Annotated in this window: 8 protein-coding genes and 1 pseudogene; 4 read left to right on the plus strand and 5 right to left on the minus strand. The window is 62.5% G+C overall.

All coding sequences use genetic code 11. The features are described from left to right. Positions 1–449 precede the first annotated feature (449 nt). The 3 genes and pseudogenes from AC0L3D_RS34525 to AC0L3D_RS34535 all read left to right on the plus strand — a co-directional run bounded on the left by AC0L3D_RS34525 (position 450) and on the right by AC0L3D_RS34535 (position 3,750). Positions 450–1,208, plus strand: a complete 759-nt coding sequence (locus AC0L3D_RS34525; protein ID WP_473647309.1) for a BA14K family protein — start codon at positions 450–452, stop codon at positions 1,206–1,208. A gap of 125 nt (positions 1,209–1,333) precedes the next feature. Beyond that, positions 1,334–1,663, plus strand: a complete 330-nt coding sequence (locus AC0L3D_RS34530) for a DUF2934 domain-containing protein (protein WP_128170354.1) — start codon at positions 1,334–1,336, stop codon at positions 1,661–1,663. Positions 1,664–1,979: 316 nt separating this feature from the next. Then, a pseudogene (locus AC0L3D_RS34535) lies at positions 1,980–3,750 on the plus strand (adenylate/guanylate cyclase domain-containing protein). A 445-nt stretch (positions 3,751–4,195) separates the two neighbouring features. Here the strand turns inward: AC0L3D_RS34535 and AC0L3D_RS34540 are convergent. The 5 genes from AC0L3D_RS34540 to AC0L3D_RS34560 all read right to left on the minus strand — a co-directional run bounded on the left by AC0L3D_RS34540 (position 4,196) and on the right by AC0L3D_RS34560 (position 11,725). Continuing rightward, entirely contained in the window at positions 4,196–5,446 is a 1,251-nt protein-coding gene (locus AC0L3D_RS34540) for an adenylate/guanylate cyclase domain-containing protein (protein ID WP_023799008.1), read from the minus strand. Beyond that, positions 5,443–5,832, minus strand: coding sequence for a response regulator (locus tag AC0L3D_RS34545; protein WP_023799007.1), 390 nt, complete (start codon positions 5,830–5,832; stop codon positions 5,443–5,445). Before AC0L3D_RS34545 ends, AC0L3D_RS34540 begins: the two co-directional genes overlap by 4 nt. Continuing rightward, positions 5,829–9,422, minus strand: coding sequence for a GAF domain-containing protein (locus AC0L3D_RS34550; protein WP_023799006.1), 3,594 nt, complete (start codon positions 9,420–9,422; stop codon positions 5,829–5,831). The genes AC0L3D_RS34545 and AC0L3D_RS34550 overlap by 4 nt, the downstream gene beginning before the upstream one ends. A 662-nt stretch (positions 9,423–10,084) precedes the next feature. Beyond that, on the minus strand, positions 10,085–10,543 hold the full coding sequence (locus AC0L3D_RS34555; protein ID WP_373420410.1) for a tyrosine-type recombinase/integrase: 459 nt from the start codon (positions 10,541–10,543) through the stop codon (positions 10,085–10,087). 300 nt (positions 10,544–10,843) lie between these two features. Continuing rightward, positions 10,844–11,725 (minus strand): AraC family transcriptional regulator, encoded by an 882-nt coding sequence (locus AC0L3D_RS34560; protein WP_473647310.1) that lies wholly within the window; start codon positions 11,723–11,725, stop codon positions 10,844–10,846. Positions 11,726–11,926: 201 nt separating this feature from the next. On the opposite strand from AC0L3D_RS34560, the gene AC0L3D_RS34565 reads away from it, so the two are divergent. Next, positions 11,927–12,682, plus strand: a complete 756-nt coding sequence (locus AC0L3D_RS34565) for an SDR family NAD(P)-dependent oxidoreductase (RefSeq protein ID WP_091600648.1) — start codon at positions 11,927–11,929, stop codon at positions 12,680–12,682. Positions 12,683–12,785: the final 103 nt, after the last annotated feature.

Consider the following 12,785-nt stretch of genomic DNA (forward strand, 5'->3'; position numbering starts at 1 on the left):
GGGGCGGGGGCCCGGGGGGCGCGGCGGGGGCGGGGGGGGCGGGGGCCCCCCCCCCCGCGGGGGGGCGCCCCCCCCCCCCCGGGGGCCCCCCCCCCCCCGCGGGGGGGGGGGGGGGGGCCCCCCCCGCCCCGGAGAGGGGCCTTTCGAAACACGGAAACCTCTCCCTGGATGAAGGCCTTATGGCGCAAGCCTGCGCAAATTCCCCCTCTCCGTCTCGGCTTCGCCGAGCCACCTCTCCCCCACGTTCGTGGGGGCGAGGAACCCAGGTTCTGCGAGAGGAGCCAGCCTCGGCGACATCCGCAACATTCACCACAAAACCGTGTGCGCCCCGGGTCGACTGCGCCCCTGCACACGAGCCGCGCCTGTCCGAGTTGCCTGGCACGCCGCGCTAGTTGGAACCGGATCCAGTGCCTCGCATTTTAACAGATGACGGGGCAAAGGAGCGCAAGGTGAGAGCTTTATCGGCGGTACTTGGCGGCTTCGTGCTGACGCTGGCGGTTTTCGCCAGTGGATTGGCTTTCGCCCTGTGGATTCTCTCCGCCGAACCGGTGCGGCCGGTCGCTCCGACTTCCAGTGTTGCCGAACTGTGGCCGAGGGAGCCGCGGAAGGTCAACCCCGCTTCGCAGCATCTTGAGCGCCTTCCCGCCCGTGCGGTCCCAGAGGTCCCAGAGGTCCCAGAGGTCCCAGAGGTCGCAGCGGTCCCAGAGGTCCCAGAGGTCGCACAGGCCCCGGCTGATCAGGCCCCATTTGATCAGGCCCCAGTTGATCGCACCGCGAAACCTGCCGATGCCGCAGCTTCGTCGCCCGACACCACCGCTACCGCCTCCGTCAAGCCGGCAACGCCGGCACCGGACGAGCAGCAGGCGATGCCCGCCGCCCATGTGGAATGGTGCGCGAGCCGCTACCGCTCCTACAGGCCAAGCGACGACCACTACATCTCCTACAGCGGGGAGCAGCGTCCCTGCATCTCGCCCTATCTCGATGCCGGTGCGGCCGACCCCGCCGCACAGCCTGCCGACGATGGCGCCAGCTATGTCGAGGCGACCGACACGTGGTCGATGGATGGCGATGTTCCGGCGGATGAAACCGGCGGCGCCTGGCTTCCGCCCGACCACGTGCAATATTGCTTCAGCCGCTACCGCTCCTATCGGCCGGAAGACAACACCTACCAGCCCTATTCCGGCGGCCCGCGCCGGCAGTGCGAGTAGGTGGGTGCTGAGCGGCGAACTGGCGGCCGCAGTGCATGGCGCCTGTGCGACCGCCGATCACGCAGATTTCTTGGATCGTTCGTGTTGCCGCGGCGTTCATCCGAATACCCACAGGAGGAATCAGCATGAGCGACGACCGGGAAGACAAGATCCGTGAGCGCGCATATCAGATCTGGGAACGCGAAGGCGGGATCCACGGCGATCCCGAGCGGCACTGGCACCGGGCCGAGGCCGAGATCGACAGGGAGGCAGCCCTGCCGCTGACGGCAGGCGATGCCCTGCCGGAAACCCGCGAGGTCGCGAGCTCCGACGTCTTGACGGTGGAGGCCCTGGCTATGCGCACCGGCATATCGGGCGAACAGGCGCAGGAACTGATCGACAGGCTGGGCAACGACCGGGCGGCGATCGAGCAAGCCGCGCGCAACCTCAAGGGGAAGCAGCGGCTTGGGGAGTGACAGATGATCAGAAAACTCAAAGACGGGAAATACCGCCTCTATTCGCGCAAGAAGGACGAAAAACCGGCAAGCGCCGCAATCTCGGGACGTTTGACAGCCGCGAGGCTGCGGAGAAGCACGAACGCGAGGTGCAGTATTTCAAGAGGCATTGAGGGGGGCGTTGATGGCCGTCCCTTGCCAGGCAGCCGCGCCGGATGACCCCTTACTTCGGCGTAGGGTGTAGAATTCTAGCGAGTGCGGGATACCGCTCTGGGGACAGCGAACTTTCATGTTTCCCTGCCTCTTCGTGTTATTGTGGATACGAGGAGATTGGCCCGTGAGCGAGAGCCGCAAGCTAGCCGCGATCCTTGCCGCTGATGTGGTCGGGTACAGCCGGCTGGCGAGCACGGATGAAGATCGTACTTTGGCCCGGTTGCGGGCACTTCGAAGCGACCTGATCGACCCGACCATCGCCGTGTACAACGGTCGTATGGTCAAGCGCACAGGCGATGGTGCGTTGGTTGAATTCCGCAGCGTGGTAGATGCCGTGCGCTGCGCCATAGAAGTGCAGAATGGCATGGTCGAGCGCAACGCCGGCGTGCCCGAGGACCGCCGCATCGAGTTTCGGATTGGGATACATTTGGGCGACGTGGTCGAAGAAAGCGACGGCGACCTGATGGGCGACGGCGTCAACATTGCCTCGCGTCTGGAGGGTGTCGCTGCCCGGCACCATCTGCCTGTCCGAAGACGCCTATAGGCAAGTCAAGACGAGACTAGACGTTTCGGTCAATGATCTCGGCGACACCCAGCTCAAGAATATTGCCGAACCGATCCGGGTTTATTCACTCCGAGTCGGCACCGCGGCTCACGCAAAGGCGCCTGTGACGCCCGAACTTTCGGAAGCTCTGCTTTCGACAGCGGCACCGCCTCAGTTATCGATCGCCGTGCTGCCCTTTGCCAACATGAGCGGTGATACCGAGCAGGAATATTTCGCCGACGGAATCTCCGAAGACATCATCACAGCTCTCTCAAAGCTGTCGCAGCTGTTTGTGATCGCTCGCAATTCGTCCTTCACTTTCAAGGGCAGGAACGTGAACGTTCAGAAGGTGGGCCGGAACCTCGGCGTGCATTACGTGCTGGAGGGCAGCGTCCGCAAATCCGGCAACAGGGTACGTATCACCGCGCAGCTTATTGACGCGACCACAGGCGGACATCTGTGGGCGGAGCGCTTCGATCGCAACCTGACCGATATCTTTGCCGTACAGGACGACGTTACGCAGCAAATTGTCGACGCGCTGGCGCTCAACCTGACAAAGGGCGACCAGCAGCGGCTCGCGACCGAGCAAACCGGCAACCTGGACGCACATGACTGCTTTCTTCATGGCCGAGAGCAGCTATGGCGGTTCACGAAAGCGGAAAACATCAAGGGCCGGGAGCTGTTGCAGCGCGCCGTCGAATTCGACCCGAAATTCGCTCCCGCCTACGCGTTCCTCGCGTTCGCAAACATACTGGACTATGCAAACCAGTGGAGCTCGTCGTGGTCGAACGCAATGGCACAAGCGGAAATGTTCGCGGCACGGGCAGTGGCGCTCGACGATCGATATCCTTACACACATTGGGCGCTGGGCATCGTCGAATTGTATTCGCGACGGCATGAGGCGGCCATCTGCTCGGCTAAACGCTTGATCGCTCTTGCGCCAAATCTTGCCGAGGGGCACGAAAATCTCGGTTACGCACTGCATTATTCCGGCAAGCCTGAGGACGCACTCCGGTGTTTCGACAGGGCAATGGCCTTGAACCCGTATTATCCGGACGTGTACCTTCACTTCCAGGCGCAAGCGATGTTCCAGTTGCGCAGGTACGAAGAGGCAATTGGGATCCTGAGGCGGCGACTTGTTCGTAACCCTTCCACCGACGTCTCACGCGTGCTCCTGGCGGCGAGCTACGGCCATCTGGGTCGGTTCGAAGAAGCCCGTCGCGAGTGGCAGGAAGTGTTTCGCGTCAACCCCCAATATTCACTGGAACATCGCCGCAAAGTATTGCCCTACAAGGATCCCAACGATTTCGAGCTGATCGTGGATGGCCTTCGCAAAGCCGGCCTCGTATGAGCACCTGACCGGGCGAGGTCCGGTATTGAACCTCCTGCAGCCACTGCTTCGAAGGAACAGCACGACCGCTGTGCGGCACGCTGATGACTGGGGCGGGGCGGGCAGCGGACTGGCAGCTTCGGGCTGCGAATATTCAACAGCGGACATTCAAGTTGGTGTGGGCATCGTCGTGACCTGACCCTGAGCTGCCCTTCATCGGCCGACTTCGTCGCCCGAAAGCCGACTTTCACCGCAAGCAGCGCCCATGACCAGAAACGGAGATTCTTATGATCGGCTCTGAGATCAACGAGCAGTCGTCGTTGATTCGGCTGATAGCGTCCCGCGAGCCCGATAGGACGCGTTCGGACGTCTCCGTAACGATAGCGTCGCCGCACGAAGACGTAGGTGATCACGTGGGAGCATGTTGGGTCCGCCTTTCCTTCCCCCAACCTTCAAGCGGGGCGCCTCAATCGATCGAAATCCTGGCGCCCACCGCGCCGTTCAAGAGGCGTCTGAGATGGAAACTGGCCAAATGATCTTCAGGCCACTGTCCGACTTCAGCGGCGAACGCGGCAAGCGCGCCCGGATCGCCAGTTTCCAGCTTCGCAAATGCCTGTAGATAGGCGGCCGTTGCTGGCTCGTCGTATTGCTCCCGCCTGAGTGGCTCGAAGGCGCGCAGCGGTTCGGACCTACCCCTCAGCACCAGGTCTCCGACCGGCAAGCCGCGAAAATCGGGCACTTGCTTGGCGGCAGCCTCGCTGACGCAGATGCGCGTGCCGAGCTGCTTGTTTGCCGCCTCCAGCCGCGCCGCTATGTTGATGGAGTCGCCGTAGGCGGTGTAGTCGAAGAAACGTCCGCGGCCGAAATTGCCGACGATTGCAGGCCCTGCATTGACGCCGATGCGTGTCACGCCGAGCGCGATGCCGCGTTGGTGCCAGGTCTCCCGGAAGGCTTGAGAGAAGGCGTCGAGGTCGAGCGCGCACGCGATCGCGCGTACCGCATGATCCGGCTGGTCGCCGGGTGCACCGAACAATACGTGAAGCGCGTCACCGACGATCTTGGCTAACGTCCCCTCATGCCCAAAGACAATGTCGCTCATGCCAGCGAGATAGTCGTTGAGCAGGTCACCGAGCACGCTCGGCTCGATCGTTTCGGCCAGCATCGTGAAGTCGGCAATGTCGGTGAACAGCGCCGCCACATCGCGCCGCTGCCCAGCGAGATCGATGCTGTCTTGCGCGCCCGCGAGCCGCTCCGCAAGGTTAGGAGAGAAGTAGCGCGACAAAGCCGCATGCGCCCGCTCGGCGGCGGCCTGACGGCGCCGCGCTTCGCGCAGGATCTCGATGTGGCGCAGCGTCTTGGCGATCGTAGCCTCAAGGTCGGGAAAGTCGATCGGTTTGGTGAGAAAGTCGAAGGCGCCGCGGTTCATCGCCGTGCGGATGTTGGTCATGTCGCCATACGCCGAGACGATGATGGTCGACAGCTGAGCCTCGGCCTCTTGCAGCCGTTGCAGGAGCGAAAGGCCGTCCATGCGCGGCATGTTGATGTCGCTCACCACCATGTCTATGTCGTGGTTTCCATCGAGTATCGCCAGGGCCTCCACACCATCGCGGGCGAACATGAAGCTGATCGCGCCGTCGCGGATATGACAGCGGAATTTCTGCCTGACCAGATCCTCCAGGTCCGGCTCGTCGTCGACCACCAGGATGTGCGCAGTCACGCGACCCACCGTAGCCTGGTTTCGATTTCCGCTCGCAAAGCGGAGAAGTCGATCGGCTTGGTCAGAAACGCCGCGGCGCCTTCCTCCATCGCAGTACGCCTGGTCTCGGAGTCGCCATAGGCGGTGATCATGATCACCGGTACATCGGGACGGGCCTCTCTCGCCTTCGGTAAGAATTCGAGCCCGCTCATGCCAGGCATGTTGATGTCGGAGAGAATAAGGATCAACGTCGTGCCCTCCACCTCCCCGATCACGCGAAGAGCCGCGTGTGCAGAGAGCGCGAATTCCATAGCGAAGCGGCCAGAACGCAGGTCCCGGCGGAATCGCTGGCGGAACAGGACCTCGACGTCTGGTTCGTCGTCGACCACCAGTATGAGCGGGTTCATTGGGCGGCTGCCTTCTTGCCGACCGATGCAGCGCCGCGTGGCAACAGGATGCGGAACTCGGTGAACTCGCCCGGCTTTGTGTCCACTTCGAGCGTGCCCGCGTGCTGTTTCACGATGATGTCGTGGCTGAGCGACAGGCCGAGCCCAGTCCCTTCGCCAGCTGGTTTCGTGGTAAAGAACGGGTTGAACATCTTCTCGACCACCTCCGGCGGGATGCCAGTGCCGTTGTCGCGCAGCCTGATCTCGACCTTGTCGCCAAGGCTCTTCGTCGAGGCGCACAGCACCGGCGAATAGGCGTTGCCATCGCCCTGGCCGCGATGCGTTGTCGCATGAAAGCTATTGGAGATCAGGTTGAGCAGCACGCGCGTGATCTCCTGAGGATATAAGTCGACATCGCCGGCGTCGGGATCGAGGGACTTCTCGACTGTGATGTTGAAATCCCTCCGTTCGGCGCGGGCCCCATGATAAGCGAGATTGAGGCTCTCCTCGACGATGGCGTTGATGCTGGTCGGCCGGTGCTCTCCGGATCCTTGTCGCGAATGGAGCAGCATGTTCTTGACGATCGAGTCGGCTCGCCTGCCGTGCTGCACGATCTTTTCGAGGTCGCCCTTGAGCAGTCCAGTCAGTTCGTCGACCTCTTTGCGAATTGGTCCGTCCAAAGGGGCACTGTCCAGCGCTTGCCGCAGCTCTTCGACAAGTTCCAGGGAGACGGCAGAGAAATTGTTGACGAAGTTGAGCGGGTTCTTGATCTCATGCGCGATGCCCGCGGTGAGCTGGCCAAGCGAAGCGAGCTTCTCGGTTTGGATAAGCCGATCCTGAGCGGCCCGAAGTTCCTCCAGGGAGCTCGACAATTCGCTGGTGCGCTTCTGCACTTCCTCGAACAGGCGCACGTTCTCGATAGCGATAACGGCCTGATCGGCAAACGTTTCAACGAGTTCGATCTGCTTTTCAGTGAACGGCCGCACAGTCGAGCGGGTCAGGATGAAGACGCCGACTGCCGATCCCTCACGGACCAGCGGCACGGCGAGCAACGAGCGGTAGCCGCCGAGGCTCTGAAAGTCGGTCAAGGTGTAGCTGGGGTCGGCGAGCACGTCCGGCAGGTGCACGGTGTGCCGGTCCAGCACCGCACGCGAAGTGGCGCTGCCTTGGCCGATCGTCAGAGGGTTTTCTTTCGCATAGTCCACCAGTTCCTGCGGGAATCCTGCATTCGCGGCAAATTGATAGGTTTCGCCATCGCGGCGCATGATAGAGCCCATATCGGCTTCGCATACGCGCGTAGCCGTCGCGGCAAGAGCGCCAAGCACCGCCTGGAGGTCAAAGGTCGAGCGACTGATGACCTTCAGCACGTCGGCGATTGCGGTCTGCTGCCGCAGGGTTTCGCCGAGCTCGGCGGTGCGCGCCTGCACCTCGTCAAACAGGCGCACGTTTTCGACAGCGATGACCGCCTGATCTGCGAAGGTTTGCAGGAGCGCAATCTGCTGGGCCGGAAAGAGTCCTGGCTCCGATCCCGCAACCGCAATCGCGCCGATCGCTTGGCCGTTCTTCAACATAGGCACTGCGGCGATGCTGCGAGCGGTGACAGCCGTCACCACATCGCCAAGCGCGTAGTCGGGATCCTCATACACGTCGGGTATCTGCTCGACATTGCCACTCAGTACCGCGCGGGCCGTAGCCCCAGAGCGGCCAGGCGAAAGGGGATAGGCGCCGCTCATCGCCTGATAACCAGCCGGAGAGAGCCCATGTTGAGCCACGAAATGGATGAGCGCGCCGTCGTATCTAAAGACTGCTGAAAACTCCGCCTCGCACAGCCGCGCCGACGCCTCGGCGATCATGTCGAACACTGGTTGTACGTCGGTCGGCGAACTCGAGATGACGCTGAGAATGTCGTTGGTCGCCGTCTGCTGCTCCAGCGACGCTGTTAGCGCACGGTTCCGCGCCTGCACCTCTTCGAATAGCCTGACGTTCTGGATAGCAATGACAGCCTGGTCGGCGAAGGTTTCGACCAGGTTGACCTGCTTCGCAGTAAAGGGTGCGACCTCGGTCCGGCGCAGCAGGATCGTTCCGATGGCCTCTCCGTCGCGCAGAAGGGGAGTCCCCAGTATGGTGCGATGGCCGAGCCGCTCAGCCATTGCGCGCCCCGCCGCGAACTCGTCGCCTGCCGACATGAGATCGGGCACCTGGATAGTCCTGGCATCGACAACCGACCGACCGGCCACCCAATCGCGTCTGAGTGGAAATTTCGTAAAGTCGATCGGGATCGGGCCGAAATGCGCGGCGATGACCAGCGAATCCTGCTCCTTCAGCAGAACCGCGGCGTCATAGGCCGCGCAGAGCCTTGCTGCGTTTTCCACGACCGTCTTCAGGACGGGTTGGATGTCGGTGGGTGAAGCGGCGATGACGCCCAGCACCTCGCTGGTCGCAGTCTGCTGCTCAAGCGCTTCGCCGAGATCGCGCGTGCGTGCCTCGACCTCTTCGAACAGGCGCACATTTTCGATGGCGATGACGGCCTGGTCTGCGAAGGTTCCGAGGAGCTCGATCTGCTTGTCGGTGAAGGGCGCTACCGTCCGGCGGGCGAGCACCAGCACGCCGATCGCCTTGCCTTCGCGCATCAAGGGGACGCCGAGCAGTGTTCGGTAGCCGGCCTTCGCCTGCGGTTCGAAATAGGTATAATCCGGATCGGCGAGTACGTCGGCGACCTGCACCAGGGCCCCGTCGAGGAGCACACGGCCGACAATCGAGCCACGCCCCGTGTCGAGCCGACGGTCCTTGTTGTAGACGAGCCAGTCGGGCGGAAATCCGAAGCTGCTGGCATAGTAGAAGCCGGGGCCTTCGCTACGGCAGATGCCGGACATGTCCGCTTGACAGAGACGGGCTGCAGACTCTGTCAAGGTATCGAGAACGGTCTGGAGGTCGAATGCTGACCGGCTGATGACCCTGAGCACATCGGCGGTGGCGGTCTGCTGTCTGAACGCTTCGGCCGCCTCGCGGTTCCTGGCGTCGAGGCTGGTGACGAGACGTACGTTCTCCATAGCGATAACGGCTTGGTCGGCGAATGTCTGCACGACCGCAATCTGGCGGTCGCTGAAGAGTCGCGCTTCGGTTCGCGACAGCGAAATCACACCGACCACCTCGCCATCTCGCTTCAGCGGGACTGCGAGCGCGGCACCATAGTCGGCGAGCTTATGGCCAGCAAGCGAGCTGCAGCGCGAGTCGCTCTGCACATCCTCAATGTTGAACACCTCGCCAGCAAACGCGGCACGGCCCGAGGTGGTAACTGCGTCCGCTGCGGGCGTGATCGGATTGGCTCGCACATAGGCGACCCATTCGTCCGGATAATTGACGTGCGCTGCTAAGAATAGCTGCCCGTTGCGGCTCAGCCATATGACGCCGCGCGATGCCTCACACAGGCGGATGGCCGTCTGCGTCAAAGCAGTGAGCACCGCGTCGAGGTCAAAAGCCGAACGGCTGATCACCCTCAGGACGTCGGCAGCGGCTGCCTGTTGCTCGCGAGTCTCGTCCAACTCCTGGGTGAGGAGCGCAACCTTCTGCTCGAGCTCGATGAGCGAGCCCGGCACACCCAGTTCCTTCATCGGAATGGTCCCAGACACAGCGTTAAGCATAGCCCGAATACGTCATTGGTACCACTGCCGATCGCGGGCGCTTCGTGTCCTGAAAATTAGGGACAAACCGTGTCATCTGCACCACCTCCGGTTCGATGATACGGATCACGGAGCGCTGGGCGCGATTGCCAAGTTGATCGCGCTGCAGACCAATCGCAGGCCGGTCAACGGAACCGGGCGCCCCCGTCCCCACGAAGCAGCGGAAGCAACGCAGCCATTTTACACGACGCAGCAAGACTCTCCGTGTCGATGCGCTGCAAATTGCCAATATTGGTTGAGGTGGCGAAAATGTCGGATTAGGAACTGTTCTTTCCCCCGCTGACTTGCGACGAGTGCTTGCCTTTCGGCTTCTTCGAGGGAAAATCCGCAAGGGATCGATTCCGGGGCTTGGCGCGAAGGTCCGGTTCGCAGAAGCGCTCGGAATGTCAAGAAATGGCGCAACCACGACCCTCAGCGAGGTTCTTGGGATGTCGGCTTTCAGGAAGCGGCAATGCTGATCTCAATGTCCGACATCGTCGCCCTGCCGCTCGACAGAATTTGGCGTGAGCGGCAAGGCGACGTTGGGGTGACAAGTTGCTGCCAAGATTACGAGCGGCAGCCCGGTAGCAGAGCCAGTGGCCGCCGTCCTGCGGTCAGATCTCAGTTCCCTCTGCAAGAGCGAGCGCGTCTTCCATGTCCACTCCAAGATATCTTACGGTGTTTTCGATCTTGGTGTGACCAAGGAGTATCTGCACCGCTCGGAGATTGCCGGTAGCCTTGTAGATGATCGATGCCTTGGTGCGGCGAAGCGAATGCGTGCCGTATTCCTCGGGACGCAGACCGATCGCTCCGACCCATTCATCGACCAGACGGGCATACTGCCTCCTACTGATGTGGGCCGAATGGTCAATTCTGCTCGGGAAGGCATAATCGTCGACGCTTCCGCCTCGCCTTTCCAGCCAAGCAAGCAGGCTCGACCGCGCGTCAGCCATCACCATCGCACGCGTCCGAATCTCGTGACCGACCACTAGGGTGCCGATCTTGATTTTCACGAGATCGCAGCCGCGCAACTTGCTGTCGATCGCGAGGTCGAACAACGCTCGATCGCGCAATCGGGCCTCCCGATCCAAGAAAAACCGGATCGTCCATATCTGCCGAGGCTTCAGCGCTCCCAGCATTCCAAGCCCGTCGCTCCTGCAGCACAGGATCATATTGAGAATGTCCAATCGTGTATCTCCTTCCGGCTATCATCGGCCGAGAGGGAAACGGGTATCCAAGAAAGGGCTTGGGGGCCGACTGCGGACTGTCAGTTTTCGGCCATCGAGGTGCAGAAGCGGACGTACGCAGCGCTCAAAGGGTGGTCTGGATGTGACCCACAGCGGACTCTCGCTTTCTTCTGAAGCAGAGTCAGACTACGCAGCCATCTGTGCCCGCCGTATGTCGCGGGCCGGTGGTTTGCCGAACAGACGGCCATATTCGCGGGTGAACTGAGGCACGCTCTCATAGCCCACCGCATATGCCGCCGAACTCACGCTCGTGCCATCGGCCAGCATCTGGCGCCGAGCCTCGATCAGGCGCAACTGCTTCTGGAATTGCAAGGGAGACAGCGTGGTGGTCTGGCGGAAATGCTGGTGGAAGGACGAGGTGCTCATCCCCGCGGCCTCGGCCAGTTCCTCGATGCGGATCGGCCGTGCATAGCTTTCGCGGATCATGGCGACCGCACGGGCGATGCGTTGTGCATGGCCATCGGCCCCGCCGAGGCTGCGGAGGGCCGATCCGTGCTGTCCCGCCAGAAGCCAGAAATGAATCTCGCGCAGCAACGGCCCTTGCAGGACCGGGAGGGCAAAGGGACGGTCCAGAAGCCGCATCAGACGCAGCGCCACATCGGCGACATCTGCGTCGGTCGGCTCCACTCGGACAGGCTTGCGCGGATCGCCCGGGACCGCCGCTATCTCGACCGCGAGTTCCCGCATAAGGACGGGGTCGAGTTCCAGCACCAGCGAATAATAGGGCGCGCGGAGGGTTGCCTGCGTGATCTGGCTAACCGTGGGCACATCGGCCGAGATCAGCAGCGACTCGCCCGGACCGAATTCCAATGTCTCGGCCCCTATCGTGACCCGCTTGGCACCTTGTAACAGCATGGCCACCAGCGGCCGATTGACAGCCACCTGCAATTCGCCGGGCTGCGTGGCGCGGATCGCGGTCAGGCAGGGAATAGGCGTCGACGCTGCCCCGAAACGGTCGGCATGAGCGTCGGCAAAGCTGCGCACAAGGTCGAGAAGCGTTCGGCTCATATGAGCAAGATGAAGGGTGGTGGCGCTTCAGGCAAGACCTGAAGAAGGATCAGGCAAGAAATCGAACATTCTGGCAAATCCGGTGTGGCAAGGCCAGTCCAGATTTGCAGGAACAGGCAAGACTACGCGAGGAATCGGCAACAACTGGAGACGCTCTTGCCGCATGTTGTCCCCATCACTTCGGATGAAAGGACTTCCCGCATGACCAAGATCGCACTCGTCACCGGCGCCAACCGCGGCCTCGGCCGCAACATCGCTGTCAGCATCGCGCGGCATGGCCGCGACGTTATCGTCACCTATCGCGGCAACGCATCTCAGGCCCGCGAGGTTGTGGCCGAGATCGAAGCCCTGGGCCGTAAGGCGGTTGCTCTGCAGCTCGATCTCGGCGTGGTCGCCAGCTTCGCGGCCTTTGCCGAGACCCTGCGCGCGGCGCTGAAAGAGACCTGGGGCCGCGACAGCTTCGATTACCTGATCAACAATGCCGGCCACGGCGAATTCGCCATGATCGGCGATACGACCGAGGCGCAGTTCGACGGTCTGTTCGACGTCCATGTGAAGGGCGTCTTCTTCCTCGTTCAGGCGCTTCTGCCGCTCATCGCAGATGGCGGGCGGACCGTGAACTTTTCTTCGGGCCTGACCCGCGTGTCCTATCCGGGCTTCTCGGCCTATGCGGCCGCCAAGGGGGCGGTCGAAATCTTGACCGTCTATATGGCGAAAGAGTTGGGTGCACGCGGGATCACAGTGAACACGGTCGCGCCCGGAGCGATCGAGACCGATTTCGGTGGCGGGCTGGTGCGCGACAATGCCGAAGTCAACGCGCAGTTCGCAGGGATGACCGCGCTTGGCCGCGTAGGGCTGCCCGATGACATCGGGCCAATGGTGGCAAGCCTTCTGGGCGAGGATAACCGTTGGGTTACGGCACAGCGGATCGAGGTTTCGGGTGGTCAGGCGATCTGATCAGTCGGACCCCCGACAACTGAAGCGGGGGGGGGGGGGGGGGGGGGGGGGGGGGGGGGGGGGGGGGGGGGGGGGGGGGCGGGGGGGGGGGGGGGGCGGGGGG

This window comes from Mesorhizobium sp. WSM4837 (assembly GCF_055811435.1).

Bases quoted from the DNA above. Each gene is read 5' to 3' on its own strand.
- AC0L3D_RS34550 (WP_023799006.1), bottom strand. From the start codon at position 9,422: ATGAAGGAACTGGGTGTGCCGGGCTCGCTCATCGAGCTCGAGCAGAAG.
- AC0L3D_RS34530 (WP_128170354.1), top strand. From the start codon at position 1,334: ATGAGCGACGACCGGGAAGACAAGATCCGTGAGCGCGCATATCAGATC.
- AC0L3D_RS34545 (WP_023799007.1), bottom strand. From the start codon at position 5,832: ATGAACCCGCTCATACTGGTGGTCGACGACGAACCAGACGTCGAGGTC.
- AC0L3D_RS34560 (WP_473647310.1), bottom strand. From the start codon at position 11,725: ATGAGCCGAACGCTTCTCGACCTTGTGCGCAGCTTTGCCGACGCTCAT.
- AC0L3D_RS34565 (WP_091600648.1), top strand. From the start codon at position 11,927: ATGACCAAGATCGCACTCGTCACCGGCGCCAACCGCGGCCTCGGCCGC.